A 26969-nucleotide genomic window follows, 5' to 3' on the forward strand; every position below is an offset into this window, starting at 1 on the left:
CCCTACAGCGGTCAAATATCGTGAGATGCTGCTTCTGTACCATACTACATGGCTAATATCCTCTCTCTGCCTTACTTACGTCTCGTTTTTTTGACGGTTACTTATCCTGAGATCGAGGTCATATTCCGTGATCCTCGACACCAGTGTAAGCAGGAATTGGGTTGGACAGATTATCGGTTGACTAATTTTCAGCATATTGAGAGATGGTGGGAAATTATTTTTTGTGTATACACAATGATTAGCTTAAATTCCCCAGCTTTTTTATGCTTGAATAAATCTCATCAAATTAAAGCTGAGCTACCAAAAAATAATGAGGTTAATTTCTCTAACCATCAACAATGGAATCGTGAACGCGGATGGAAGAATGTTCTAAACAATTTTCGCTTAATTGTCCAACCTCTCTTACTATTTTGGTTGATTTATCCTTGGATAGAGATTTTTCCCAATTCTGATTTATTACTGGGATTCAATCACCTCATTGATGCAATGAATGGATTTAAACCCTTTTATTCTTCTAGATAATTTAATTTATTTACTACTTGCTTAATTCGGAAAGTGACAGAAGAGGGGTATAAACAAACTATTAGGCATAGAATTGAAACCGTTTTTAGTGAGATTACTCGGCTGTTCCCCAAATCCATACACGTCGTTACTTTCTCTGGTTTTTTACTGAAAATTAACACTTTTATTTTAGCTTTAACTTTCAAAAAAATATTTGTATAATATTTTTCTCAGTAGCCGCTCATTTCCATTCTAGTAAGTTTAGCTCCTCGATCGCCTTTTTGGTAGGATTGAGCCTGAAAGCGCGGGCCAATAATCTTGGCCGCTACGCTTGTATTTGTTTAGCCCGCGCTTTCAGGCTCTTTTCGAGTAACTAGCAACTTGAGTTACTATACTGTTGTCAGTAAACTAGGGCAGCGGTATGTCGTCAGTGCTCAAGCTCGGATCCGGATCGTACTTATGGTTGTTGATATCTGAGAATTCCTGCTTCTGGCTCGGCGTTGAACTCAGATACGGTAAGTTCGATGAGAACACATCACTAAAGTCGTCGAACAGCTTGGACTCAAAGAACTTTTTGACGAAATCCCGCAGCTTTTCCTTTGATTGGAACATTTTGCTGATCTCACTTAATGAAAAGAGCTGATAGCTCAGGTTGTCGAGTTGAGCCTCGGTCGGACCGTCCTTAGTGATCTTCTTGGTTTGGATGGCTGCCATAAGGAACCGAACCATCATGAAGGCATTGCCGTTGCATCTCTCAATTTCAGAAGTCAGAGCGCTCACCTTCTTGCTGAGGGAATTCAAGCCGTCCGGCGAGGAAATTAAGTTTCTGTCGGCATCCGTGATTGTATTCTTGACAGGAATAAGGGTAGAGTAAGCCTTTGAGATATTGACCATCTGGATGAACATGGCGTTCCGAACCTGCGCCATTTGACCATCGAGCGCGTGGAGCATACCAATCTTCTGCATCGCCTGACCGTAAGCAATCTGTGCCTGTGCCCGATGCTCCAGCGCAATCGCGGGAGTCAAAAGATCAATAACAAATTCAAGGATTTCAGTAATGATCTTCAGAATCGAGCCCACAAAATCTAGCAGGGTCTGCCCAAGAAACCCCAGTCCTTCTCCAAGCGAACCACCATACTCTTCAAGATCTTTGAAAACAGGGGTTTCTGTGCCCAAATTATGGATTACCCGAAACACGTCATCACCCGATGGCATCGTCTTTATTCTATTGAGAATATCTGTAATGTCCGTAATTTTCTCTTCACCAGTAAGCTCGTCATCAATCTGACCATATGAAAAATACACACCGTGTAAATAATCCGATGATTTATGCAGAATGGCAGAGACAAGTTGCGCGAATGCATTGATTGGCTGAACCCAATTGGATAGCTTACTTCCCATATCTTGAATTTCGGGAAGAAGTTGGCTCTTTACTTGCTCGGAAATCTCCTTAGCTTGCTGTTCAATGACGATACCTTCACCGGGGAATTCAATACCGTCAGTGGGGAACCCAAAAACCATCTTTACTTCACATCCTTGCTTATAAATAGTGGTTATTTGTCCTTGCAAATTTTGAAAGGACAAGCCACACCGAAGCATCTAAGCATGGCTTGTCGGGTTCTAGCTCACTACTTTTTCTTTGGTGGCAGCGGAATCGTAAAGTCTCCTGGATCGGGGTTGTACTGGTTGAGCTGATCCGACGACTTAGGGCTAGTGTCAATGTGCCCTTCCGGATCGGGAAGATCTTTGGCCGTCTGACCGTCCTTCATGTCCTCCTTGATCTTCTCATGGTAAGGGATTAAGGCCATAATGTTCGCGTTCAAGTACAGTCGAAACTTGTCGTAAATATCGATGGTCTTTCGATCAATTGACTGCACATCAGCGATCTCTTGTTTGAACGCATCATCTACCGTTTTTCCTGCATGAACATGACTTCGCATCGAGCTGATAATCGATGTCATTTGATCATCGTGAGTTGCGTGAGGACGAGCCACATTTGTGGCATCTTCGACATCCTTTGTCGCTGGAGCATAGAGATCCTTTAGAGACTGCTCTATCCCCTTGATGGCAGTGGACGCAGCCTGCATGGAGTTGGCATGATCCTTGGCTGTGTTTGCGTCCGTGAAATCAAAGGTAAAGTTGATGTCCTCGACGCTGCTTTTTGCGATGTTGATTGCTGCGAGCAGATCGTTGATTTTCGCAACGTCGAACGTGTCCTGGATACCACCACCATGTGGATGCTCTAGCGCGTTCAGCTTGGCGATCATCTTCTTGTACGCGATGATGTCGGACTTCGAGGATCTGAGCAAGGCAGCGTAAACATTCAGCAAGTTGAGGAGCCCTTTCTTCGACCCATCCAATGCCTGCGCCATCTTGCCATTGTTGGTCTTCAGTTGATCGATTTCTTTCCCCTCACTAATTAACGAGATCACTTCTGTGATGGCAACCATCACGAGCGCTGCAGGTCCAAGTAGCCCGCTGAGGGACATTCCTCCCGCTTCGGCGGCTTCGGCGGCTTCGGCGGCTTCGGCAGTCTCTGCCACCTCGCTAGCGGTATCTGCCACTTCCGACAGTTCTCCCGAGGCCCCTTCGACTTCATCCATCGCCTCTGCTACCTCGCTGGCTTCGGCAGCGACCTCTCCTGCCTCGGCGGCGATCTCGGTAGCTTCAGAGCCGACCTCCGTCAGGGCTTCGCTGGTAGCTGTTCTAGCCAAATCGCCGCCTGCTTGTATATTACTGAACACCTCGCTGAAGGACGACTTGAAAGCGCTCCATCCTTCCGAGATGCTGGCGCGGAACGATCCCGCTTCATCCGCAAGGTTGGAGACTTTCCCACCCAGGGAATTGAGTGTCTTCAGAACGATCTCTCCGGTCACGTAATCAAGAGCAACTTCGTGAATCTTATCCACCGTTGCGTCGGCGGTGTTCGGCATGGGAATCTTCGCGATATCCTCGAGTGACTCCTTCGCGTATGTATAGTGATATTGGCACGCGATTAGCGCCATGAGATAAGAGTTAAATGTCTTCGACGATTCACCGTGTGTTCGATAGTTGTTAACCAGCGCATTGTGAAGACTATTGAAGTCCAGCATGAGCTGGTTTCCAGCGTTGAGCTCATCCTTGAGGTCAGAGTCTTCGGTTCCATATACGATATCGCCCAGTAGTCCCATTTTAATCCTCCAAATTGTTCATAGTTTTGTTCCATCTCCTACAGCCAGCTAACTATTAATTGTGCCGCGGTTGTGGTCTAACACGCCATTACAGCGCATAAAGCCGCAAACATTTAATTCCTAAACCTACGCTTTTCCACAGGTTCCACCCAAATAGTGCAAAATCCGGACGTAGCTGCACGCCCTGCAACTTCCAAAGTCACACCCAGACGCAAGACATCCTTTTTACACTCTAAATTAGTCAGACTATCCGAATTCCACCTCATCAAATTCCGAGCAAACTTCCCTTCAGCGCTAGTCGCCCACTGCAAAGCCTTCGCCTGCTCCTGAGTCAGATGAACCGCCTTAAGAGGCGCAAACCCTCCTTGCGACCAAAGCAAACCCATCCCATTAAAGCACCGATACCCAATGTCGTCAATAGCACTCCCCGCATTTCTCACAAACTGATTTGAAAAGCTAATTTTTGGAAAAAAATTGAACTTTTTGAAAAACAAGAGATATGAGAACAGTCGCCAGAGAAAATTTTCATCTAAAATCACCAAACCGTTACTAAATTGCCGAGAAAATCACCTTAATTAAAAAAACTTCTCATCAGAAAATAGACTGCATATATGGTCAGTCATTGACGCAGATCTGAAGTTGAGCAAGTTACCGTCAAAAAATCAGCCAGTATCCTGAATTACTTGTATTCTAAAGTAAGCAATAGATAAAATATCTTGAGATGGGCAAGCGCTGGTAATCGCTATTAAAATTCGTCTGACGCTCACAGTAATCCTCGCTCCCAACTTCAAGAAGTTCAGACGAATTGTACCGATTGTTGCTCGTTCAAAAGAAGTTTTAGATAAACAATGATGACGAAAAGCTTGCATTAAAACATAAGCTATTGATGAAAACCAAAGTCTTAATTGATTACTTTGGAATGTTTGGGTTGAAGTGCGGTCGGCGAACAAATCTAACTGTTGTTCTTTCAGCCGATTTTCCATCTCTCCTCTCGGACAATATTTGTCTGTATAAAGCTCTGATGGGGAAATTTTTGCAGCGGGTAAAAAAGTAACAACATGACGAATTTTTAAGCCTTCACTCCCATAACAAACTTTAGTAACAACTCTTCTAAGGCGACTCCATGATTTTTCTGTTTGATAACATAAAGAACGATACCAAGTTGAACTAGGAACTAACGTTCTGACTACTTCTAAGTCTTCATTTTTCTCAAATAAACTTGACATTAATTCAACAATTGGTTCAAGCTTTTTTGAATATTCATTTTTAGCTTTCTCAATTGTCTGGTTAGCTCTTAACTTTAATTGGCTATTAGTTGCCATAGCTATCACATATTCAACGCCTTCTTGTTCTTCGCAGAAATTAAAGATTTCTGACCGTGCATAAGCACTATCGCCACGTACTAAAATTTGAGTATTTGGCCATTCTTGTTTAATTAATCCAATCACTCTTTGCAATTCTTCTAATGCTCCTTCTGCTGGATCTACATTAGATGGACGGAGCTTGGCTACTAATAAATGATGCCCACAAAAAATATATAATGGAGCATAACAAACGCCTTGGTAGTAAGTATTAAAAAAAGCTCCTTCTTGGTTGCCATGTACTCGATCGTCTGTGACATCCATATCCAAAATAATTTCAGAAGGAGGCTTTTGATAAGACTGTAAAAAGATATCAACAAAAAGTTTTTCTATCTTTTTGGGGTCATGTTCAATCCGATGATAACGACTATTTTCTTGATTGAGAATAGTTTCGGGACAATATTCTAATCGGTTAATTGTACTTTTTCCGGCCAAGCTTCTTTGATTTGATTCTAATTTATCAAGTTTTTGTAAGGCGATTGCTAAAGCTGGATCATCACGTAATTTGTCGTGGTCATTGACATCTTCATAACCTAATACGAGGCTATAAATTCTTTGGGTGACTAATTGCTCAACTGAATAATCTATATAAGACGAATTTCTATAATCTTGAAAACAATCAGCGAATCGCTGACTAATTTTTAATTTTTTATCTAATTCAGCTATTAAGACAATTCCAGCGTTTGAAGTGATTCTCCCTCCTGAAAAATTAGCGATGATTTCTTTACCTTTAACTTTTCCTAAGTTGAATTGCTTATGTTTACTGGCTTTTTTCGAGAATTGGGAGTCATAAGCTGATTGACATTAGATTTGTTACTTCTCAAGTATAGCAGATTTGTTTACCTGTTAGTTGATGATTAAATAATTTAATTATCATTAGAATTTTGCGGTTGATTCTTCATTTTTTCCACCTCTAATTCCTGATAATTTTGAATTGATAAGTAGTCGGACAAAAGTAATCGACACTGTATGAACTTTTGTTAAGGCATTTGCTGGAGTGTGTTCGCGCAGCTGACGAACGGCATATCGTGCATCAGCTTAGTACAAAAAAACTATATAGCTGACGGCTTAGCTGGAATGCTTGGTGAGTTTTTGAACTTGCTTTTACTCGATAAGATGTTAATTTTTGGGATTTTTGCGAAGATTACTCGCCTCCTCAAGACAAGAAATTATCACCAGTGAATAACCGAGAACTGGTGTTAAAAATAATCACAGAACCAACTGCCCTGCTAAATTATTTATTTAGTAAAATGATATCTTTTGACTGCTAACCCATTTCTGGTTTGTCGAGATTCTATGGCTGATATTACTGCCATAGATAACTCATATTCATCTTCAAACATTTGACCAGCTAATTCATCTTCCTTAATCCTGTGCCATTCGGTTTCAATGTAATTCAATTCTGGTGAATAACTAGGTAATAAAAATATATATAATCCCTGGTCTGCCCATCGTTCATAGTTAGTTTTAGTTAATTTACTAATATGTGGAGAACCTCGATCTTGAACGACAACAGTTATTTTACCTGTTTCCTTTAACCTCTGTTCGGCAAGCGATGCTTGCCAATCTATCAATTTTATATAACTCTCGCTTCTAAAACTTTGTAAAGATAGCCCATATTCAAAACTTTGGCCTACTTCTAACAAGCCACATATATTTAATCGTTTCCCCTTCTTTTTAGTCTGCTCAATCCTTTTCTGCTGGCCGATTTTCGCCCATGTATATACAGGTTCTGGCCATAAACTAAAACCAGATTCATCCAATCCAAATATTTCAAACAAATTTCTCCGGCTGCTGCCGCTAATTCCAGCATTTCTAGATCGTTTTTCTTAACTTCTAGTTGAGTGCGGTTTTGTTTAAATTTGAGAGACTCTCTGGTTCTTTTCCATCTATAGTTTTTTTTTCAAAATTCTTCTCAGATGCCGTTCGCTCAATTGAATTTTTCTGGAATTCGCTAAAACTTCACATAACTGACGGCTACTATAAGCTCGTTGTTCTGTTTCTAATTTCACTTCCACAACCGCTAAATCTGACGGCTGCCATTTTCTTTTCCTCCCTGTCTTAGGAGTATCTTCTAACCCCATAAATCCTTTGTCTAGCCAGCGGTGCAGAGAATTTCTGACCACTAATTTTGAAACCCTTAAATATTGGGCAATTTTTTCGACTCTCCAGCCTATGGCTGAGAGCCTAATCATATTAGCTCGATTTTTGGCTTTTTGAGAAACTATTGCAGATTTACTTAATTCCAAGAGTTTTTGGTCTTGGGCTTTCGTTAAAAATACTCTTAAGGGTGGTGATGGCATTAATTGCTCGTGATTACCTCGCTTATGGGACTTTGATCTATTATCGAGCCAATCGGTTCAAAATTCGCCCAAAATTCCTAGTCACTGTCAAGTCTTACCATACATTTGTACTATCTGGGGATAGCGATATGCCGTTCGTCAGCTGCGCGAACGCACTCCTGCCAGCGCCTTAACAAAAGTTCATACAGTGTCGATTACTTTTGTCCGACTACTTACTAAAAGCCGAGCCGAACTTATCCTCAAAACAAAAAAAGAAATTGCTAGATGTAAAAACTGCTTCACCGCTAGTAGGAATTATGCACTCCTTAAAAGAAGAGTTTTCTATGCTTTTTGAAAATAGTGATAGTTTGGGAGAAGGAACATTAGAGTTAATTGATTGGTTAAAAAGAGCAGAACCATACTATAGAAACAGCGTACCGACGATCGAAAGGTGGTTTTCCTCAGTAGTAGGATATTTTGAACAAAGAACTACTAACGGAATAGTTGAGGGAATTAATAACAAGCTAAAACTTTTAAAACGTAGTGGGTTTGGCTTTAGAAACTTCAATAACTTTGAAATGCGAGCTTTACTTTTTTGACATTTTCCTAGAAATTTAGCATACTAAGTACGGAAGAACCCAAAAAAGCAGACGAAAGAAGATGAGGAAATTCGCAATTCTATTGAGGGAAAGTTTGGGCAAGCTAAACGTAGATTTTCTCTGGCTCGCGTGATGGCTAAACTTTCCCATACTTCTGAGACTGCGATTGCGATTACTTTTTTAGTGATGAATCTTTCTACCTGGCTCCGGCGGGTTTTTTGTGCTTTTTTGTCTCAATTTTTCCAAACTACTCCTTTTTGGGGTTCACAAATTAGCAAAAATTATCTTTGGGCGATTATTAGCCCATCTCAACTTATCTATCTGAGGGCTTGATTCCTTCTGTCATTCTGACGAGAGCGATCGCAGACTTATTCAGCAAGCCCTAGTTAGTTGATTACTAGCTATAACTTCTGCTGAGGATTTGGCTCATTAGTCAAGAGAGTTCGTGCGTTCATTATTGTTGGTTCACGCCGAGAGATCAAACATATTGATGCTCAAACTTTTCTTGGGGTGGTGCGTCGCAGACGCACCCCCTAAACGGTTACCTGCTAGTTAAAACTCTTTGGTAAATGTTCTGTTCGTAGCGTTGGGTATGTACTTGCTGCCAGTCAATAAAATCTAATCTTTCCGTGCTATACTTTTGGCAGGGTCGGCAATAGAACCGACGGCGTGGGACTTTTAAATAAACTGGTTGACCAAAACTGGGTAGGTCTCTGGCTAATATGTAGGTAGTTTGGTGTAATTTTTCTGTATATCCTTGACAATGAGGACACGACATTCCCCGATTTAAAATTTTTAGATGTAGGCAAATATATCCCTCAATTTGTTGAAAGGTTTCTACGGTAGTCCCTGCTATGTTTAGCAGCGTATCTAAGGGCGATTTCATCATAGTCGTTAGTCACTTCAAGGCAAACTTCCTAATATATTGTAACTTTCTGCTTATCCATCGCTGTCCAAAGTCAGCCTTTTTGCCTTACTCCCTTATTTAGTAAGCTTTTGAGTGGTTTCAGATTTTCAAATTTTTGGCTCTCATAAGCAAAATTAATCACACTAAGTACGGAAGAGCCAAAATTATCCTGTATATAAGACGGCTCCAAATAACAATTTCTGAGATATTTTGAGGTATAAACTGTTTGTCCTAGTTTGATGCACTCTCTAAAACCGACTTCAAGTACAAGAAGCATTCCGTAGGCTTAAAAAGCGATCGCCTTCCACAAATCAGAAAAGCAATCGCACCCCCTCATCTCCATCTCAAAAAAAAGCGATCACCTCCCACAAAAAGAGAAGCGATCGCCTCTTCATCCTCAAACCCTACAAACTGTGATCGCACCCCTTCATCTCCATCTCAACTAAAAAGCGATCGCCTCCCACAAATCAGAAAAGCGATCGCTCTTGGAATATGTCGCCGATTGGTCAGGCTGGTGATAAAAGTTTATTGGTAGATTTGGGTACAAAGCGGTTAATAACAGCCGAATAGGGATCTGAAAGGATAGCAGTTGAGGTAAAATGTTTTACCTGTTTCAATAAAAATAGACAGGCATTGTCTTTGTCTGCATTAATAGAAACAGACAACTTCTTCTATCATTCCAACTACGTTTTTGCCTAACTGCTACATTTCAACATTTTACAGAAGCCGATTCAGCAATAAACAGAGGCGAGATTTAACTACATTCCGGTGCTGTACTTGCTACAGCTGCTTCTTGTAAATGGTCTACCAAAAACTTGTTCTGCCCTACTCGTCCATCAACTCGTCCATCAATAGTAATATCACTTACTGTGGCACACCTGATACTCCAATCGGTATAATTATTTGTTCTCCTTGCTGCTGCACTAATTCCACTTATTGTTACGGTAAATCGGCCTCGGTTGTCGTCGTCAACCGTTCCGCGGTAGTTTCCTAAATTCCTAATGGCTGTTTCTAAATCATTCTTTTTGATGATAGTGTTCACCGTCCCATCCATTGCGGTAGGCCAGCTGTTTTTAGAGGTAACAGTGGTAACATTGTTTCTTGCCAGCAAATGTTTTTTTGCATTAAAGTTATTCAGAGTGCCACTCTCAAAATGCTTTTGTGCAAACTCATCAGTAACACTCCAGGTAAAACCGTCTGCATCGACACCTACCACCTGATCTGCAATTGCAGACATTGGATTGATTAGACAAATAACTGCCATCATTAATATCCCGATTAGTATCCTTTTCATCTTTTCCGCTCCATTCGCCATGACATTGTGTAATTAATAGCGTCCCAAACTGTCCAATAATTGGCATTAGTTGGTCATATACCTGAAGGACGACTTCAGCCTTTATTTTCTGAATTTTGCCTCTAATGTTTCTTTCCCTTTTACTCTCATTTAGATTTGAAAGTAGGGAAAACAGCACAAAGGAGGAGAGCGGGACGACGATCGCACGAGCACAAATTCTCCCGCAATTTTCCCCTGCACCACCAGACAGAAATTCCCCCAACGTCCAGTTTCTTCATCAAATTGAGCCAACGCCAAAATCGGTGTAAATAGCCTTTCACCCAGCACCATCTCAACCCATCGACAACCATCACTCTTTATCTCTAACTTCTCCTCAGAAGTCGCCGCAACTATCGCCGACTTAGACTGCTGCACATCACGCGCTACCTCGATCACTTCCTCTCCCACACAACTCTCCACTTCCTCCACCGCTTCGGATAGAGTCACCGTCTCGTCTGCGATCGCTTCAACTCCCTCATTCCCCTCGGACATTTCCCCTATTTCTGACTCAGTTGCAGTCAGTGGAACTGATTTATCCCTATCCGTCCCCTCCTCCCCGATAAAATATCCCCTCAACTCCTCTTGCAAAATCTTCCGCGCCTGGGAAATACGCTTGCAGACATTCTGGTAGGAAATCTCTTGCCGTTGGGCAATCTCTGGATAAGACAGTTCTTGATAAAAGTGCAGAATAAACGTCTCGCGCAGCCTTGTCGGTAAGTTATCAATAGCGCGACGAATTGCAATTCTTTTTTCGTCAGCTTCGAGTACACTTTCTGGCGTATTCTCACAGGAAACAAATCCTTCCTCTTCACTCCTTGCGTAACCTTCTATATCCTCAACTCGATTCGCCCCCCGGCTGCGTTCTCGATGAATATCCACGCACAGATTGCGAGTCAGCGTCGTCAACCAAGCCTTAAAGTTAGTAATTTCTCTCGCAAACTTTTGCGCCTTTTCCCAGGCCCTAAGCATTGCCCGACTAAGCGCATCTTCAGCATCGGTAGCGTTTCCGCCCATCCACCTGACGCAGCAACGATAAAGATAATCTTGATATTGTTGCCATTGCTGCCAAAAAAATGAGTCCAGATATATTGTTTTGTCAGTTTTGCTATATCCTGGGTACTCGAATTGATTGGAAATGGTAGATGCTTGAAGAACCATCCTAGTAAATTTGATTTAGGAATTTATACATATTGACTAAACCATGCTTTCTCTGACTTCTAACTATAGTTTTTGTCTGAGCAAGCAATTATCAGTCTTTTTAGGCTAGGAAAAATCTATCTCTTTAGATCAATGCGTGTCAATGCAAGTTAATAAACTTAATATTAACCTTAGTGTATTTCAGTAAAGTTATGTATAGGAATTTGGGTAATCACAAAGATTTGTAGCCCTTTGCAATAAGGTTTACTGTACTTACGTCCAGAAACTTACGGTTCGCTCATTTGTGAGAGAGTTAGAGAAAATGGGAGCTAGAGCGCCAGTCCAGTAAAAGAGGTTGACAAAAAGGGCTCTTCCGTACAAAGGTGTGCTAACTTAACTTAAATTGAGCGCCCAGGCTTTGCTACGTAAGGTTTTGAGATCATTTACACAAGGTTTGCCTATCACAACTTACTTTCTTAGGATAAATGGCCTTGAAATCCCGGCTATACAATGGTTATGACACTAAAAAACTAATCGTTTGGCACACCTTTGTACGGAAGACCCGGTTTTACCTTCTGTGCCCGCGTAGTGCGATCGCTTCGGATAACTAACAACTTGAGTTATTATATTCTTTAGATTTTTCCTTATAATTGTGGTCATCTGTATTTCTCCAAACAGTTTGGCTATCTTCAGTCCCTATCCCAATGGTATTTGTTCCCCTGATTGGATTTACCACCTGTCATTTCAAATGGTTTATTGTTTTTGATGGTAAGAGTTACTTTGTGAGCAGGCATAATCTATTTTTCCAAAGAATTATGTTGCGTACAAGTGGAGGTTTCGTCCACCAGAGGTAATGCGATCGCTTGATGGATAAGTAGGGCGATCGCGCTCCTGTTAAAATGGCTTCAATTCAAGATGGCTGGGCGATCGCCAGCATTTTTCATCTCTCAACACTAAAAGCATTAACTCCACTGAACGTTGACTTTATCAGCACTTAAGCAGTAAACTTCAGCAGTACTTGGGGGGTTATGGCCTGCAACACCATAAAAAGTTCCAGGGTCGATTGTACCCGCTTTAGGTTTGATACGCCAAATACTATAATCAGGAACTCCCGCACCGCTCCCCCGATCATTCCATATAGATTTGTCAATTTTAATTTCAGCAGCAGTGACTAAACTTTGATGCACACAAACTAATCCCTCAATTTCTTCCCCTGAAGGTTTTTCATAATTTCTAGCACCCAAGCGTAAAAAGTAACCAAGTGCTACGTAGCCCTCTGGTGGAATCGGTCGCCAGCAAGAAGCGTAATCTGTTGAAGTCATGAAATTATTATCCCAAACTTTCTTAAAGTCTATCGGTGGTTTTACTGCTTCAGGTTCAAGGGGATTCACGAGCAACATCCTTTCGTAGGGTTGTTGTGCATCACCTTGGGCACACTGACCAACCCAAAACCACCCTTGTTTATGAACAGGTTGGTAAACTGTTACTTTGTTATTCCATCCACCACTGGTATGTCTCTGTACATCTCTCCCGTATTTAATGTTAAGCCAAGCTTTTTTGGTACTCTCTGGCTTAGAAATACTTCCTGTCAATTCTCGGCAAAGTTCATCAAGCTGCTTTTGGTTCTCAGCAACTAAATCCTCTCCTAATTGTTGCAGCTTTGCTATTATCTCGGGTTTGATATCGTCCATCCCAATATCATTCTCAAACCGCTTTTGGTAGCGTTGATACGTTAGACCTGGAAATTGCTCTTTAATTTTTTCTAATTGTTCATTAATAGCAGCAGAAACACTACTCATCATGACATTTAACAGAGGTGCACCTAACCATATCCAATCCTGAACACCAGCTTTTTTTAGATTAGAATATGATTTTGAAAATTCACCTGTTCCTAGCGAAACCAACAGAATAGATGGTGACTGAGGATACAACTCTTTAGCGCGAATCAGAAGCTCCAGAGTGGGATTATTAATAAAAATTCCTCCATCGACGAAGACTCGTGGCTTCTGCCCAGGCTTGGAAAAATCTGCTGCTGGAAAAAAGGTCGGAGCTGCTGAGGTTGCCCGTGCTGCCTGCCATACATAATAATCATCTTCATCACTACCTTTAAGAATTCCATCGCGACTTTTATTACTATTAAAATAGTATGGACAGGCATTGTCAATATCGTAGCTGAAAACTGTCACGTCCGGTGTAGGCGGTAATGCTGACATTTTAGTGTCACCAAATTTATTTTGGAGAAAATTTTCAATTGATTGAGCAGAATATTCTGAAGCCGTGAATCCAGGTCCATGATCGGGTGGTAACAATCCAAGCATCTCTCTCAATACATTAAGAATTTTATCATCTATAGTGCTATTCTCTACTTGGAATAAGTAGTTAGCATCTAATGAGTAAATTTGCAATAAATCTCGCGCAGTATAGAACTGGTCTTTTTTGGGTAATTTTGAATTTAAACCTAGAGAAATAATGCCACCAGTTGACGTTCCTCCCATTACATCGAATAGCTCGTGAATTGGTCGTCCTGTTTGGTCTTCGATGTACTCAAGGACTGTCAAAGGAATAATGCCCCGAATGCCACCACCATCAATTGATAAGGCCCGAACGCTCTTCATGTATCTTCTTCTCCTGTCGGTTAATCTTTGTTCGATTTCTTCTATGAGACGTTTCCGATAGACAATTTCTGAATCTTTTGCGTCAGTACTGAGAGGATGTTTTAAAGTTTGACTCAAAAAAAATGAACCCTCATCTTCATCCCGACAGACTCTTGACAAAGGATTGAAAATAGGCAAAACAATACAAAGGAGGAGAGCGGGACGATCGCAAAAATTCGGTTCTTACGCAATTTTGGTGAAGAGAAGCAATAAGCTAGAAGATAGACGTGGTAAGGGTTAGAGGGATGTAGTACCCGGTATGAGGAAAAAGTAGAACTAGCCTGTTGGTTCTTACGCTATTTTGGTGAAGAGAAGCAATAAGCTAGAAGGTAGATGTGGTAAGGGTTAGAGGGATGTAGTACCCGACATGAGGAAAAAGTAGAACTAACCTGTTGAGGCAGCACTCTAGGAAAATTGGCACTCAGACTACCAGATAGAAACAGCCAGAGGAAAAGCTTGCCGGATGTAGTACAGACTAGAGAAGGAAAAACCACCCCAATACTGATCGCGAACAGGTAAAAAACCAGATAAATGAGAAAAATTCTTAACAAATATTCAGCAGAGCAAGAGAAAACGACGTTGGAGTAAAGGTAAACCAGCGCGGCCATACATTTGACGTTTGAGCATCTTAAGACGATTGACTGGGTGTGGTCAAAACCCGTTGGGAGGAGAGGAGCGGGCGAGCGACCACTGATTTTTAGTTAAAAATAGAATAAAAATGAATTTTATCTGCATCAGAATTGAGGCCACAGGAGGAACTCTCCAATCAGAAATTTCCTTAGCTCAAAGTAATATTTGTCCCTTAGTTAACTTTTTCCAGCCGATAATTGATTAACCAAACACCCCGACTAGATAATCCTTGTTCTTCGTGATACATAATAATAGACTCACCACTGAACCAATCAAGCGCAGTTTTGACTTCATACCAACCATTCTCTTTCTGTTGAGAGGGTACTAAAGCAACCGGAGTTTTCTGTCCGGTAGTTAATGCGACCAGGTTATGCGTAGGGCAAAACATCGGTGTTTCGTCGGGTCTAGTATCATTAGGCTTGCGTTTCTTAGGTGGCCTGCATTTGATACAATACTTGGGTAGCTTCCCTGGATAGCACTCACGAGTAGTCATTTCTGCACACTTGCAACAGACAAAAGTGACCGGGCGAGTATAAATAGTGCGAGTGTGAGCGCGAACAATAATAGTTTGAGAAGGCATCTCTTGAAAAAATGAAAGTAGGCCACAGCTAATCAAGGCCAACTGAAACTACTATCTCATTGGCATTGACCATCCAAAAATATAATTTGACATCCAACGGTGGAAAAACCAACTTTTCCAGTCGGGTGATTTGACAACCAGAAAATTGCTCTAGGGAGCTGTGTACAGCTTAACCACCATGTTCAATGCCTAATTGCTCTTTGAGTGGGCGTGCTGAATCGCCTGTTTTCTGGTTCCACAGGTAGGGCGATTCAACTTCCAGACACCCGAATAAGACTGCGTATTTGACTACTTGGCGGCGGTGTACAGCTAAACCTTCTTTCTTGGCTTGTGCTGTTAGGGTTGAACTTAATTGCTGGAAAACCTTTGCTACTACTTGTAAGCCTACCTGTCGCAGTATGGAGGCGATTACCCGCTCTAGTTCTGCCAATAGAAGTTGCTTGTCTTTTTCCGATTCCTCAATGGCCGAGAATAACTGGGTGGCTAGTTGAGAGATAAGATGATCGTAATCTTGTTTCATGGCCATGTCCTGAAAACGATGATATTTCAAGACATTGCCATATTTCTCAGTTTTTGGGGTGTAAAGAAGGCACATTAGTCTGGTAGTCGCTCTCCAATGGCTATCCATACTCACCAGCTTGAACATATCGTTGGCCACAGTCGAGTAGCTCCTGTGGCCTTAATTGCGAGGAAATTAAACTCATCGTAATTCTATTTTTAACTAAAAATCAGTGGTCGCTCGCCCGCTCCTCTCCTCCCAACGGGTTTTGACCACACCCCCGTTTGGGTAAGTGCATTTGAGTAAATTGGCGTCATAGCCTGATTGTATTTGCTACGGTGTCACACTGTGCAGAGCTTTTCCAAGGTGACGTGAGCCGTACAAAGCATAACGAACTTATGATGGTTCACTGCACGTTAACCCTATTTGGTTTTCTCCTTGCTCTCTAGCAGATATTCTTCTGCTCTTACTCGGTCAACAGATCCCTCTTTTGGCTTTGTATGCTTAGGATACTTGGCACTGGAAATAAACTAAGACGACACTAGCATTATTTGTGCTGAGTAATCGCTCTTGGAGACGCAGTAGTAAGCAAATTGATATTGAGTCGGCAGATAGCAAAACTCAAACTGCTTACGCATACCGAGCTTATCCAAAATATTGCTCGATCTTTTGTTTTCAACTCTTACACAAGCACCAATTTTGTTGAAATTTAATGCCTCAAATCCATATTTGAGACAGGCGGCAGCTACTTCTGTTCCGTAGCCATTACCCCATACCTTACGAGCCAGGACGTACCCTATCTGAACATCTGGGCTGCTGTCAAAATGGTAATAGAGTCCCGCTCTTCCAATCAGTTCACCCTCAAGTAGTATGGCAAAGGGGCCGAAGTTGTATTTCTGCCAATGAGTTATGTAAGACTCTAAAAGTTCTCTTGTCTGCTCTTCTGTTCTTGCACCCGCTCCAATATAGCGCATGACCTCTTCATCGCTGTAAATCTTAGAAAGAGCCTCATAATCGTTTGATTTAAACAGCCTCATTGCTAATCGCTCAGTTTTGTTGATAGACGAAGGTAGCCCATCTGAGGAAAAGCTGTTAGTTAAGGAATGAGTTTCATTATTATCAAATTGAACGACTTCAACGAGCCGACAAAACGGTTGATTTTTTGTGAGATTTTTCATTCTTTTTACCTCAATTGCAGCTACATAATCAAACAGTATTCACAGCTATATACATTTAGTTACCTAGTAGTATAATTTTTTGAAAAAATCACACTAGGCATTAATGGCAATTAGTACTTATTCAGAGGGAGCGGAATATTCAAATTCAATGATTTCGGCGTCGTTAATACATCGAAATTCAACGGCATTGTTGCTAGGATTATGCACCGGGCGACCACATCGCAGTTGACCGTCTTGCCATCTGGGTTGCCCTTGCTGGGAAGCCATTAGACAGGTACTACAGAGTATCTGTGGTGGGAGCATTTGGTCTCTCAACAGCATGACAAGCTTTTTCATTTTTTTATTTCGCTAAATATTCAAAGGTTGTCTAATATGCAATCTGTCCAGGTTTTATGATTGACTTTGGGAAAAGGTGTTAACTGGAACTACCAGTAAGGTGATACCTTGGATACCAACTACAGTAACTGGCTCGTCAGGAAGAACCGTCGCTTGGCAATCTGGGTAATAAAACTGGGCTGGCCAGTAAGTCCCCTGAAACTTAACTCGTCCGGGCTGATTGCGGGCGATCTTACGCTCGACTTGGCCTGGGAGTGGATCTGGAAATTTCTGAATCTCGCTGCGGGTAAGTAAATTCATGGTCTGGTTGTTTTGCTGCTTCCCTATGATTCAGGAGGTAACTTTCATTGATGAAATCCTGAATCATTCTTATTGTCGTAATAGCAATGTACTAGGCAGTCAAAAAGCTTTTCAATACATAATCTTCAATTTTTGTTCATAAAGTTAAGTTCATAAAGTTCATAAAGTTCCTAAATTTAATCACACTGTTATTAATAATGTTAAATTTATATAACATTTTGAAGTGAGCTAGCTAATGAATAAAGATCCATTTTCCAGGCAAATTATAAGTCTTGTAAATCTGGCGAATGAGTTAGTCTTTCGCCAATACGGAAAATCCTTGGATGAACTAGAAGAAGACGTACTTAAAGGAGCTTTAGCTGGTTGGGACTATGGACAGATTAAACGCCAAGCCAGACGGGATGTTAGTGTTGAATACCTCAAAAAATGTGTCAGCCCCAGTATGCGGAGAAAAGTTACAGAAGCGCTTAAAGCTATAGGCGTACTAGACCCAGAACTGATTAGACTCAGAAAAAACGAGCTTCTGATATTGCTGAGGCAAGCGCAGGAGAGGCTTCCACCACCCGATCCAAGAAAAGACCTAAAAGAAACGACATCTAAGCAGCTTCAGACAGGTACTCATCCACAGGTGGATTGGGGAGAGGCAGTTGATGTCTCGGTTTTCTATGGACGAACAGAAGAACTGGCAACTCTTGAGCAGTGGATTGTGCAAGATGGCTGCCGATTGGTGGTACTGTTGGGGATGGGGGGAATTGGCAAAACTTACCTGTCTATTAAATTGGCCGAACAGATTCAAGATCGGTTTGATTACGTTATTTGGCGATCGCTACGTAACGCCCCATTAGTCCAAGATATGTTGACCAACTTGCTTCAATTGTTGTGCAACAATCAAGAAATTGATTTTCCGGACGACATAAGCGGTAAAGTTTCACTACTAATTAATTATTTACGCTCCTCACGCTGTTTGTTGGTACTAGATAATGTCGAGTCAATTTTGCGTTCTGGTGAGTGCGCGGGGCAGTATCGCGAGGGATATGAGGGGTATGGGCAATTCTTTAAACGAGTAGGAGAAGCAATTCATCAAAGCTGCTTGATATTGACCAGTCGGGAGGAACCAGAGGAAATTAGCAGCTTGCAAGGAGAAACGCGACCCATTCGCTCATTTAGGCTATCAGGGTTAGGAGAAGAAGCAAAGGAAATCTTTAGAGCCAGGAATCTTTCCGGTTCAAATGATGAGTATAAAATATTGATTGACCTCTACCAAGCTAATCCCTTTATATTGAATATAGCTGCCAGTACAATTCAAGAAGTTTTTAATGGCAATATTCCTGAATTTTTACAGCAAGAAACTGCATTATTTGGTCAAATTAACTATCTTTTAGAGGAGCAATTTGCTCGCTTGTCAAAACTCGAACAGGAGATTCTGTACTGGCTGAATATTAACCGTGAACCTGCTTTACTGTCAGATCTGAAACAGGAGATTGTACCCACAGTATCAAATCGCGAATTAATTGATAGTTTGTCTTCATTACGGCGACGCTCTATAGTTGAAAAAAGTACCGCAGGTTTTACATTACAACCTCTTGTTATGGAGTACTTAAATAAAAAACTAATTGAGCTAATATATCAAGAAATTAAAGGTAATGAAATTAAGTTATTAAATCATTATTCTTTAATGCTTTCTCAAGCGAAGGACTATGTTAGAGAATCTCAAATTCGTCACATATTTTTGCTAATTAAGCAAAAATTAGGAACCTATTTTAAAAGCAAAATCGAGCTTAAAAATCAGCTACTAAAAATTTTAACAACTCTGCGAGAGCAATCTCCACAAGAGTCAGGATATGCAGCGGGAAATATTCTCAATTTGCTTTGTTACTTAGAGATGGATTTAAGCGGTTCTGACTTTTCTCATCTAAGCGTTTGGCAAGCCTATTTACGGGAAGTCAAGCTGCCTCGTGTAAATTTCGCTTATTCCGATCTCACTAATTGTGTTTTTGCTGAGTCTTTGGGAAGTGTCTTGTGCTACCAAAACAATCCGGTCAGTCGCCTTCCATCCAGATGGTCAAATTTTAGCTAGTGGTAGTAGCGACCAAACAGTAAAGCTTTGGGATGTTAATAGCGGGCAATGCCTGAGAACTTTGTTAGGACATAGTGATTGGGTACGGTCAGTGGCTTTTAGTCCAGAGGGTCGCTTACTAGCCAGTAGCGGTGCTGACCAGACGGTAAAGTTATGGGATGTTAATAGCGGGCAATGCCGCCACACTTTCAAGGGACACACCAGTTGGGTTAGGGGAATGGCTTTCAGTCCCGATGGGAATACCCTTGCCAGTGGAGGCTTCGATCGGACGGTGAGACTCTGGAGTGTCCGCACTAAACAATGTCTCAGAACTTTGCAGGGCTATACCAATCGGGTATTGTCAATTGCCTTCAGTCCCGATGGTCAAAACCTTGTCACTGCTAACGAAGACAAAACGGTAAGGCTATGGAATATCCACTCTGGAGAGTGCTTCTATACCTTCAAGGGACATAGTGATTGGGTACGGTCAGTAGCTTTTAGTCCCGATGGTCAAACAATCGCCAGCAGTAGTGCAGATAAAACGGTAAAGTTGTGGGATATTAACACTAAGCAATGCCTCCACACCTTTAAGGAAGATACTGATTGGGTATGGTCAGTGGCTTTTAGTCCCGATGGTCAAACAATCGCCAGTGGCAGTGACGACAGAATGGTGAGGTTATGGGAAATCAGCACTGGGCGATGTCGTCAAATCTTGTCGGGACATACGGGAGCTTTACGGTCAGTGGCTTTCAGTCCGGATGGTCAAGTTCTGGTAAGTGGCAGTTTAGACCGGACTGTGAAGCTATGGCTTATTAACACTGGGGAGTGCCTACAAACGTTGGAGGGACACAGCAGTTGGGTATTGTCAGTGGCTTTTAGTCGAGATGGTCAAACATTAGTCAGTGCTAGTGCAGATAAAACAGTAAAGCTCTGGGATGTCCGTACTGGGGAGTGTTTGCAAACTTTGCGGGGACATGAGAATTCTGTCTGGGCGATTGCTTTGAGTCTAGATGGTCGCTTGATAGCCAGTGCTAGTGATGACCAAACGGTGAGACTATGGAATTTGCACAGCGATGTCCACAGCGATCTCAGCTGCCAAATTTTGCGGGGACATACAGATTTCGTTCGGTCGGTTGCTTTCAGTCCGGATGGACAAATCCTTGCTAGTTGCGGTCAAGATGAGATCGTCAGGGTTTGGAAAGTTGAGACAGGCGAGTGTCAAAGTACTATGAGAGCCGAAAGACCCTACGAAGGTATGGACATTACTGGTGCTACTGGTTTAACAAAAGCTCAAAGAGCCACGCTGATCGCTTTAGGAGCGGTTGAACAGAAAAACGATTATATCGATTCTCTTTTACTTTGAAATAAATGAATCCGGAAAACATAAATCTACCTCAAATTCTCTTAAAAACTGTGTTTGAGCCAATTCTTCAACTAAATTTTGTTGAAGTTCCGTTAGTAAACCCATGCCCCATACTAAAGACTTGTAAGGCAACTGGTTGTGCTATTTTTACTTTAAAAATCCCGCAATTTCCCCATGAAATATGCGGGATATAGGTTCTAAGAACAAAGGAATAAATCTAACAAGCAAATGGGAAGATATCGGTGGGATTTGCCGCTCGAATGTAATCGTTGCAAGAGACAATTAGGGATTGAGTCAAGCTGGCTGCGTTAAATCCGATTCGCTCGTGTTCCAACAGAGAAGTGTCAATGAACAGGTGGTTCAGATTTTCAAAAATCGGTTGAACAAACGGCGGCATTGAGCCAGGTACTAACCCCCCTGTCAGTTCAGCCATTTCTTCAGAAGTCGCAAACCGGAAGCTCTTTACATCCTTTAATTGGCTTTTCAAAGCTTTGGAATCAAGCCTCTTATCCCCTGGTAAAACGAAAACATTAAACAGAGTTGCACCCTTTTTAGAAGTCATCTTCATTAACAAAGCTTTTGCCCCGATTACAGATTCACCTGCCGCCTGTTGGCGAGCTTTGTAACTTTCTTCGCTAGTTCGTGTTTCGGGGTGGGAGAATAGCTTATATTTGACTGAGTTGCAGTCTAATAAATGGCAAATTTTCTGGGTAGTATTCATTGTTTTAATCCTTTGTTTTTCACAGAAAATGGCTCAATAAAATAAGGGCAGTTGGTGAACTGCCCCAAGACTGGGTTTAATCACTCAAGAACCAGGGATTGGATATCAAAAATATAGGTGTCATCGCTGGTTCCTGTCACACGGCGCAACAGTTCAAGCGAGTGCCTAGCAAATAAACGTTGTAGCCAGCGATTGCCCCCCTCAACAGCCGCTCTTCCGTGCAAGCACTTATGATTGTTAAAAATTAGTAAATCTCCTGGTTGTAGTACCACTGGTTTTGCCACATACGGTAAGATATCAACCAAGGCATTTAGCGCTGTTTGGGCTTCTTTATCTTTAGTCTTGATAGAGTAAAGGTTGCCTGCAATTTCGGGTTCACCGTAACTGTCGTTGTTAACCAGCGATCGCCATTCGGACTGAATCAATTTGCCACCCCACAACTGGAAAGATTCTGGGAGTTCGATCCGGAAGCGGTCTTCGCGTAAAATACGCTGGTGGCGAGAACTGAGTTCCTGCAAAGCTTCATTTAACACAGCGATATACGTTGGCGTTTTGCATTGATTAATCAGTCCCAAGAGCATTAGGTATTCTGGGCGATAATTTCGTCCCAGGATGGCATCATCAGTATGAAAGCCAAGAGCAATGCGGCCTCCATTAGACAGCGACAGTTCTTGACCCGCAATTGGTGTGACTTGCTGAACTAACTCTCCTTTCTCTTGCTTGTAAGCAACAGGCTGTAAGCCAGCAGCACTGGCGGTTACCAGCAGAGTAGTTTCGCTAACCCAAGTTTTCTTATTCTTGGGCCGTTTGCCGTCTTTGGGGGGAGAAGGCAGTTCCCGGTCAATCAGCATATTTTGCAAGACTGTATATGGTAGCCCGTGTGGTTGCTGCATTAGTTTAAGCGAATGCTTGATAGGCGTTAGGTGCTTAGCGAGCTGCGGAGCTTTTGACAAAAGAACCCTGTTAGGATCTACTCCATCTTGAATTTCAATCGCTTCAGCTTCCTTTAGAAAGGCTATGCGGTTGGCTTCTGGCAGCTCAGCTGTATTTGAGACAATGCAGTAGTTGTTGCTCATCGTATTAGTACCTATGTTCAGCGTTGCCTTTGTATGGTCTAACTCCACAGCAATAAGCTAGTTATTGTGCAAGTCTGGTGAGTCCGTGCTTTTCTCAATCTGGTTTCTGAGCTAAGCATTTGACTGTTGACCATAACAACCCACATTCCGCACCCTCAACTGTCACAATCGGAAATTACGGAGAAAAGAAGGCACTCGCAAGAGTAAAAAGAGACATATTCAGTCAAAAAAGACATTTGAGTAGCCCTAAATAATCCAGAATGGCATCAAAACCTATTCTCAATAATTAGCAATAAGAATCAGAAGCAGATCTCTAGTTATTTGATAAATGAATGAGGATATTGAATGTCTAAATAATCAGTTAACCTAATATATGCTCTTAAGCCACCGGATTTTTTGACTCAAAAAAGGAGAGCTACTCGTCAAAGCAATTAGCTCTTGGTAATCAGTATAATGAATTAATTGTTAAATAAACAGACAAAAATTAGGTATTTAACTTATAGTAACGAAGACAATCATCAGGTAATAAATCCAGGATAAAATCTCTATCTTGAGTCCAATTAGAAATGTGAAGTTCCCGATTAAGTAGAACTAAATGAATTGACTGGAAACATTGAAATATCCATCTAAAAGTGGGACGGTTAGTAGCTTTACCCAACTGATTTTTAATGGTAGATTTGGATTTAGATAAAGCGGCTCGTAATTGTCTTTGTGCCAGTGTATAGACCAGCAAGCATAAACCCATAATCATGGCTAATGATTCAATTCTTTCCGGACTTTTTAGAAAGATACTATCGGCAAAGAATAATGGGTCTTTCAGAAAGCCAAATCCCCGCTCACAAGACTGTTGAGCTTTATATTCTATAAGCATTGAATCATTGCTGAGTACAGTTGAGTCTAAAACATTTGTGGCAATAATGAAACGTCCTGCACTCAGAACATCGCTGTTAATTTTAGCTTCATTCCGGCCAACTGTAGCCCAGATAGAGTAAGCTTTTTCTGGTGGATTACCTGGTTTATTTATGGTAATTTCAGTAACTTTACTCGACTCTATTTGATGATATTTAAACGTTTTTGACAGTTTGGCTAATGCCTTGATTGCATCAGCTTCACAGGCAAAGTTATCTTGGGATAACTGTTTCAATTCTTTTAAGGCTTTGGTTTGAGCTAATTCAATTTTTTGGGATAGCTTTCGTAAGTCTGATTCCCTTCTAGCTTCACTCTGCACTACCAGCCATCTTTGCTCTACTCCGGCATAAGTTGCTGTTGTTTCTCGAAATTTATATCCGGTCAAAGTACTAGCAACGAATTCCGATTCTGGTAAGGTTGATACTAATGATTGCGCTGATTTTATACTTAAAGGTACGCGACACAACCAGCGTAAATCTGACATCAATTTAATATTTGTTTCGGTATATAAAGCACAGTCTGCAACTATGAGACTATCAACTTCTAGTTGTTTTTGATAGTCTACTGCGATTCGAGCAAAACATGATGAGTCAGCTTGATTTCCCGATGCTAATTTCAAAAAGATTGGTATATCTCCATCTCCCGAACAGATTAGTTCGATGATAAATTGTTTCAAATCTGGTCTATGGTCACGGGAATAACCGTAGGTTATGGTTATTTCTTTGGGCGATTTTCTGGCTAATTCTTCTGACCCTTGTCCATTGACTGTTGGTTGGTTCATAAAGCTTACTTCTGGTAAGCTCGAATTGTATTCTCCATGTACGTGCATTGAGGACGAATCTAAATGCGAGGATGATAAAGATACGTTAAATTTCTTGACTGCATTCAAAGCAACTATTAAAAATATTGTATCCAGTCCTTTGCTAAATAGCTTATCCATGACTCTACCCAGTTTATCATCATTGAGATATTCTGGCTTGACTCCGGCTCCTATCAAGTGCTCACAGGCAATGTTTTCAAAAAACTTAGGAAACATATATAAAGGTTGAGATACAAATCCTAGTCCGTTCAAAATCATCGCTTTGACTACATGACCTGAACTAACCTTTTCTCCTTTTTCTTCTGGGATTAATTCATTAATTATTTCTACTAATCCTATCGCGTCTATGATGCCTGCTACTATCCCTAAATGGTCTATATTTTGAATCTCTATTTCGTTATTCATTCACATCACCACAGAGTTCTCCACAACTTGAACCAAATAAGGTAATTTTCCCATTTATTCTGTGGTGATAAATTAATTTTTTTAACTATGAATGTTGTTTTCTTACCTTTCCTTCCCACTTCCCCAGCTTAATGCTATTTATTATCATTAAGTCTCTTTTTTCTGTTTCTGCTTTAGTTCACTTGTACTACTGAATCCCCTTTTTCTTGATGTGTGACAGTTGAGGGTGCGGAATGTGGGTTTTATCCCAAAAAGTACCACTCTCTAACTGACAGCGACCGGATACAGAACCTTCAACCGTCTGGGGGGTAGATACTTTGCTTGCGATCGCAAGTCAGGGTTTGACCGTTCAAGGCAGGATTCATCATCACGCCAGCTGCGGTAAATACGACTCCGAACATCCAGATTAACCAAGGATACGATCGCACGAGCAGCCGACTGGATGTTTGCCGAACGATTTGTATGATGAGGTTTCTCAGCAGTAACTCTACAGTTAAGCTTCCCAGAGGCGCTACTCCATTCCGCAAACGGTCTACTGTGCTTGGGTTTCCTTGAAAAGGTCGCTTTCTTCGCTATACAATTCTATACGTTGTACATACATCAATCGGTGACGCCTTCGCGTATATACATTCGCGGGTGATATTCTTTAGTTAGAGATTAACAAATTAGTGGGAACTATGGCAGCAAAGAAACTGGCAACTTTTCGGATCGATCCTAATAAATGGCAAGCTTTTCAGCAGTGGGCTAAGCGTAGCGGAACTAATGCCTCTGCTCTGTTAACTGAGTATATTGATGGTTGTTTGGATATCCCACCAACCAGGGTATCAAGATTTAGTATAGACAGGAATAATGATGTTTCTTTAGAACAACGTATGGATGAATTAGAACAAAGATTAAAAGATTTGCAAAGTTCTATGGAAGCTTCTATCAAACAAGCAGTAGAAACGCAATTAGCTAACTTGCAAAATCAAGTTTCTCAGTCAGAACAAAAGTAGCAATAGCAAACCGATAAGCGATCGTAGGAATTTCTAAGGGAAATATTGGAGAAGTTGTCTCTGGGTGTGGCGTTGATTCTTTCAATAAGCTGCGCTCGGTTTCCCCCTGGCTTCCCCACTCCACGTAGATTCAGGGGTGAACTCGTGGCAGAATTGATTATTATCTATAAGAGCTATTCCGATAATCCTATGAGCCGTCTATCTTTCAAGTCACTGGTTATGATAACGCCCCAACCTTTGACGATGCACCCGGCGGCGGTGTACTTGGATGGATTGAGCAAGGGGTCGAGGGCCACGATGGAGCCTGCCCTCAATGCGATTGCCAAACTCATCACCGATGGGCAATGCGATGCACTTACGCTTGATTGGGCGGCATTGCGTTATCAGCATACGGCGGCGATTCGGACTACTCTAATGAAAAAGTTTGCCCCGGCGACGGTGAATAAGATGCTATCTGCCCTGCGGCGAGTGCTACATGAAGCATTTAAGCTTGATTTGATTGATGCTAATGACTACGCTAAGGCTGTAGATTTTAAGAGTATCAAGGTAGAAAAAGGACTTAAGGGTAGGGCGCTTACTCAAGCTGAAATTACTAAACTACTCCAAGTTTGTCAGGAACAGCGAGGTGCCGTTGGTGCGAGAGATGCGGCGCTAATTGGGATTCTGCGCGGTGCGGGATTGCGTCGGGCTGAGGTGGTTAATCTAACTTTGAAAGACTTTCATCCCCTGACTGGCGAATTGGAAATATGTAACGGTAAAGGTGGCAAAGACCGCTCGGTTTATTTACCCAAAATAGCTATTGATTTAGTAAATAATTGGTTAACCAAAAGAGGCCACAGAGCCGGAGCATTGTTGTGTCCGATTCAGAAAGGGGGACAAGTAGAACTAAGACATCTAACTCCCCAAGCGGTATTATTGATTGTGAGAAAACTAGCCAATGATGCAGGCATTACAAGATTTTCGCCACACGATTTTCGCCGTACCTTTTGTTCTGATTTGTTAGATGCAGGCGTCGATATCGTGACCGTCCAAAAGTTAGCGGGACACTCTAACCCAGCGATTACTTCTAAATATGATAGACGTGGAGAACAGGTGAAACGAAAAGCGGTGGATTTGTTGAAATTTTGATTATACTCAAACACAAGATTGGTACAAGT

The 26969-nt window shown here is 41.6% G+C and carries 23 protein-coding genes and 3 pseudogenes; 7 read left to right on the plus strand and 19 right to left on the minus strand.

Annotated features, from left to right (window positions below):
- Window positions 1-141: 141 nt before the first annotated feature.
- Window positions 142-522: pseudogene (locus tag ACE1CD_RS20045) on the plus strand (IS701 family transposase); the annotation flags it as partial.
- Between the two features lie 387 nt (window positions 523-909).
- Here ACE1CD_RS20045 and ACE1CD_RS20050 read toward each other — a convergent pair.
- The 6 genes and pseudogenes from ACE1CD_RS20050 to ACE1CD_RS20075 form a co-directional block, all read right to left on the minus strand.
- The gene (locus ACE1CD_RS20050; protein ID WP_374789895.1) at window positions 910-2022 is read right to left on the minus strand and encodes a hypothetical protein; all 1113 of its coding nucleotides are present in this window, start codon (window positions 2020-2022) and stop codon (window positions 910-912) included.
- Window positions 2023-2129: 107 nt separating this feature from the next.
- Window positions 2130-3671 (minus strand): hypothetical protein, encoded by a 1542-nt coding sequence (locus tag ACE1CD_RS20055; RefSeq protein WP_374789897.1) that lies wholly within the window; start codon window positions 3669-3671, stop codon window positions 2130-2132.
- A gap of 113 nt (window positions 3672-3784) precedes the next feature.
- A complete protein-coding gene (locus ACE1CD_RS20060) occupies window positions 3785-4111 on the minus strand; it encodes a DUF6753 family protein (RefSeq protein ID WP_374789898.1) in 327 nt (108 codons plus the stop codon).
- A 222-nt stretch (window positions 4112-4333) separates the two neighbouring features.
- A pseudogene (locus ACE1CD_RS20065) lies at window positions 4334-5779 on the minus strand (IS1380 family transposase); the annotation flags it as partial.
- Between the two features lie 491 nt (window positions 5780-6270).
- Window positions 6271-6795, minus strand: a complete 525-nt coding sequence (locus ACE1CD_RS20070) for a transposase (RefSeq protein WP_374789900.1) — start codon at window positions 6793-6795, stop codon at window positions 6271-6273.
- Between the two features lie 126 nt (window positions 6796-6921).
- Window positions 6922-7335, minus strand: a complete 414-nt coding sequence (locus tag ACE1CD_RS20075; RefSeq protein WP_374826083.1) for a transposase — start codon at window positions 7333-7335, stop codon at window positions 6922-6924.
- A gap of 200 nt (window positions 7336-7535) precedes the next feature.
- On the opposite strand from ACE1CD_RS20075, the gene ACE1CD_RS20080 reads away from it, so the two are divergent.
- Together ACE1CD_RS20080 and ACE1CD_RS20085 are read left to right on the plus strand one after the other, a co-directional pair.
- Window positions 7536-7913, plus strand: a complete 378-nt coding sequence (locus ACE1CD_RS20080) for a transposase (protein ID WP_374789904.1) — start codon at window positions 7536-7538, stop codon at window positions 7911-7913.
- A 27-nt stretch (window positions 7914-7940) separates the two neighbouring features.
- Window positions 7941-8246 (plus strand): annotated as a pseudogene (locus ACE1CD_RS20085) (transposase); the annotation flags it as partial.
- A 208-nt stretch (window positions 8247-8454) separates the two neighbouring features.
- On the opposite strand, the gene ACE1CD_RS20090 reads toward ACE1CD_RS20085, so the two are convergent.
- The 9 genes from ACE1CD_RS20090 to ACE1CD_RS20130 all read right to left on the minus strand — a co-directional run bounded on the left by ACE1CD_RS20090 (window position 8455) and on the right by ACE1CD_RS20130 (window position 17467).
- A complete protein-coding gene (locus tag ACE1CD_RS20090; RefSeq protein ID WP_374826084.1) occupies window positions 8455-8799 on the minus strand; it encodes a transposase family protein in 345 nt (114 codons plus the stop codon).
- Window positions 8800-9574: 775 nt separating this feature from the next.
- Window positions 9575-10114: a hypothetical protein gene (locus ACE1CD_RS20095; RefSeq protein ID WP_374789907.1), complete on the minus strand. Its 540-nt coding sequence runs from the start codon at window positions 10112-10114 to the stop codon at window positions 9575-9577.
- 150 nt (window positions 10115-10264) lie between these two features.
- A complete protein-coding gene (locus tag ACE1CD_RS20100; protein WP_374789909.1) occupies window positions 10265-11311 on the minus strand; it encodes an RNA polymerase sigma factor in 1047 nt (348 codons plus the stop codon).
- A gap of 941 nt (window positions 11312-12252) precedes the next feature.
- Complete coding sequence (locus tag ACE1CD_RS20105) at window positions 12253-14022, minus strand: patatin-like phospholipase family protein (RefSeq protein WP_374789913.1); 1770 nt, start codon at window positions 14020-14022, stop codon at window positions 12253-12255.
- Window positions 14023-14746: 724 nt separating this feature from the next.
- The gene (locus ACE1CD_RS20110) at window positions 14747-15154 is read right to left on the minus strand and encodes a hypothetical protein (protein ID WP_374789914.1); all 408 of its coding nucleotides are present in this window, start codon (window positions 15152-15154) and stop codon (window positions 14747-14749) included.
- 169 nt (window positions 15155-15323) lie between these two features.
- Window positions 15324-15674 carry a hypothetical protein gene (locus ACE1CD_RS20115; RefSeq protein WP_374789916.1) on the minus strand — a complete coding sequence of 117 codons (351 nt, stop codon included), beginning with the start codon at window positions 15672-15674 and terminating at the stop codon, window positions 15324-15326.
- 509 nt (window positions 15675-16183) lie between these two features.
- The gene (locus tag ACE1CD_RS20120; RefSeq protein ID WP_374789918.1) at window positions 16184-16831 is read right to left on the minus strand and encodes a GNAT family N-acetyltransferase; all 648 of its coding nucleotides are present in this window, start codon (window positions 16829-16831) and stop codon (window positions 16184-16186) included.
- Between the two features lie 117 nt (window positions 16832-16948).
- The gene (locus ACE1CD_RS20125) at window positions 16949-17167 is read right to left on the minus strand and encodes a hypothetical protein (protein WP_374789920.1); all 219 of its coding nucleotides are present in this window, start codon (window positions 17165-17167) and stop codon (window positions 16949-16951) included.
- A gap of 54 nt (window positions 17168-17221) precedes the next feature.
- Window positions 17222-17467 carry an NfeD family protein gene (locus ACE1CD_RS20130; protein WP_374789922.1) on the minus strand — a complete coding sequence of 82 codons (246 nt, stop codon included), beginning with the start codon at window positions 17465-17467 and terminating at the stop codon, window positions 17222-17224.
- 235 nt (window positions 17468-17702) lie between these two features.
- Between ACE1CD_RS20130 and ACE1CD_RS20135 the strand changes: the two genes are divergently transcribed.
- A complete protein-coding gene (locus ACE1CD_RS20135; protein WP_374789924.1) occupies window positions 17703-19544 on the plus strand; it encodes an NB-ARC domain-containing protein in 1842 nt (613 codons plus the stop codon).
- Complete coding sequence (locus tag ACE1CD_RS20140; protein ID WP_374826085.1) at window positions 19480-20886, plus strand: WD40 repeat domain-containing protein; 1407 nt, start codon at window positions 19480-19482, stop codon at window positions 20884-20886. Before ACE1CD_RS20135 ends, ACE1CD_RS20140 begins: the two co-directional genes overlap by 65 nt.
- 217 nt (window positions 20887-21103) lie before the next feature.
- Here ACE1CD_RS20140 and ACE1CD_RS20145 read toward each other — a convergent pair whose 3' ends face one another.
- The 4 genes from ACE1CD_RS20145 to ACE1CD_RS20160 all read right to left on the minus strand — a co-directional run bounded on the left by ACE1CD_RS20145 (window position 21104) and on the right by ACE1CD_RS20160 (window position 25344).
- On the minus strand, window positions 21104-21607 hold the full coding sequence (locus tag ACE1CD_RS20145; RefSeq protein ID WP_374789928.1) for a YbaK/EbsC family protein: 504 nt from the start codon (window positions 21605-21607) through the stop codon (window positions 21104-21106).
- 80 nt (window positions 21608-21687) lie between these two features.
- A complete protein-coding gene (locus ACE1CD_RS20150; protein WP_374789930.1) occupies window positions 21688-22683 on the minus strand; it encodes a TauD/TfdA family dioxygenase in 996 nt (331 codons plus the stop codon).
- A 484-nt stretch (window positions 22684-23167) separates the two neighbouring features.
- Window positions 23168-24817, minus strand: coding sequence for an IS1634 family transposase (locus tag ACE1CD_RS20155; RefSeq protein ID WP_374794667.1), 1650 nt, complete (start codon window positions 24815-24817; stop codon window positions 23168-23170).
- 293 nt (window positions 24818-25110) lie between these two features.
- Window positions 25111-25344, minus strand: coding sequence for a hypothetical protein (locus ACE1CD_RS20160; RefSeq protein ID WP_374794668.1), 234 nt, complete (start codon window positions 25342-25344; stop codon window positions 25111-25113).
- A gap of 150 nt (window positions 25345-25494) precedes the next feature.
- On the opposite strand from ACE1CD_RS20160, the gene ACE1CD_RS20165 reads away from it, so the two are divergent.
- Together ACE1CD_RS20165 and ACE1CD_RS20170 are read left to right on the plus strand one after the other, a co-directional pair.
- On the plus strand, window positions 25495-25812 hold the full coding sequence (locus ACE1CD_RS20165; RefSeq protein WP_374794669.1) for a hypothetical protein: 318 nt from the start codon (window positions 25495-25497) through the stop codon (window positions 25810-25812).
- A gap of 219 nt (window positions 25813-26031) precedes the next feature.
- Window positions 26032-26940 (plus strand): tyrosine-type recombinase/integrase, encoded by a 909-nt coding sequence (locus ACE1CD_RS20170; RefSeq protein WP_374794670.1) that lies wholly within the window; start codon window positions 26032-26034, stop codon window positions 26938-26940.
- The last annotated feature ends 29 nt before the right edge of the window (window positions 26941-26969 follow it).

Source organism: Aerosakkonema sp. BLCC-F183 (assembly GCF_041929145.1).
GTDB lineage: Bacteria > Cyanobacteriota > Cyanobacteriia > Cyanobacteriales > Aerosakkonemataceae > Aerosakkonema.

Excerpts from the sequence above, each read along its gene's own strand:
- ACE1CD_RS20095 (WP_374789907.1), bottom strand. The coding sequence starts at position 10,114 with ATGAAAAGGATACTAATCGGGATATTAATGATGGCAGTTATTTGTCTA.
- ACE1CD_RS20115 (WP_374789916.1), bottom strand. The coding sequence starts at position 15,674 with ATGAAACAAGATTACGATCATCTTATCTCTCAACTAGCCACCCAGTTA.
- ACE1CD_RS20075 (WP_374826083.1), bottom strand. The coding sequence starts at position 7,335 with ATGCCATCACCACCCTTAAGAGTATTTTTAACGAAAGCCCAAGACCAA.
- ACE1CD_RS20170 (WP_374794670.1), top strand. The coding sequence starts at position 26,032 with ATGATAACGCCCCAACCTTTGACGATGCACCCGGCGGCGGTGTACTTG.
- ACE1CD_RS20100 (WP_374789909.1), bottom strand. The coding sequence starts at position 11,311 with ATGGTTCTTCAAGCATCTACCATTTCCAATCAATTCGAGTACCCAGGA.
- ACE1CD_RS20050 (WP_374789895.1), bottom strand. The coding sequence starts at position 2,022 with ATGGTTTTTGGGTTCCCCACTGACGGTATTGAATTCCCCGGTGAAGGT.
- ACE1CD_RS20055 (WP_374789897.1), bottom strand. The coding sequence starts at position 3,671 with ATGGGACTACTGGGCGATATCGTATATGGAACCGAAGACTCTGACCTC.
- ACE1CD_RS20110 (WP_374789914.1), bottom strand. The coding sequence starts at position 15,154 with ATGCCTTCTCAAACTATTATTGTTCGCGCTCACACTCGCACTATTTAT.
- ACE1CD_RS20155 (WP_374794667.1), bottom strand. The coding sequence starts at position 24,817 with ATGAATAACGAAATAGAGATTCAAAATATAGACCATTTAGGGATAGTA.
- ACE1CD_RS20145 (WP_374789928.1), bottom strand. The coding sequence starts at position 21,607 with ATGAATACTACCCAGAAAATTTGCCATTTATTAGACTGCAACTCAGTC.
- ACE1CD_RS20165 (WP_374794669.1), top strand. The coding sequence starts at position 25,495 with ATGGCAGCAAAGAAACTGGCAACTTTTCGGATCGATCCTAATAAATGG.
- ACE1CD_RS20090 (WP_374826084.1), bottom strand. The coding sequence starts at position 8,799 with ATGAAATCGCCCTTAGATACGCTGCTAAACATAGCAGGGACTACCGTA.
- ACE1CD_RS20135 (WP_374789924.1), top strand. The coding sequence starts at position 17,703 with ATGAATAAAGATCCATTTTCCAGGCAAATTATAAGTCTTGTAAATCTG.
- ACE1CD_RS20125 (WP_374789920.1), bottom strand. The coding sequence starts at position 17,167 with ATGAAAAAGCTTGTCATGCTGTTGAGAGACCAAATGCTCCCACCACAG.
- ACE1CD_RS20150 (WP_374789930.1), bottom strand. The coding sequence starts at position 22,683 with ATGAGCAACAACTACTGCATTGTCTCAAATACAGCTGAGCTGCCAGAA.
- ACE1CD_RS20130 (WP_374789922.1), bottom strand. The coding sequence starts at position 17,467 with ATGAATTTACTTACCCGCAGCGAGATTCAGAAATTTCCAGATCCACTC.
- ACE1CD_RS20120 (WP_374789918.1), bottom strand. The coding sequence starts at position 16,831 with ATGAAAAATCTCACAAAAAATCAACCGTTTTGTCGGCTCGTTGAAGTC.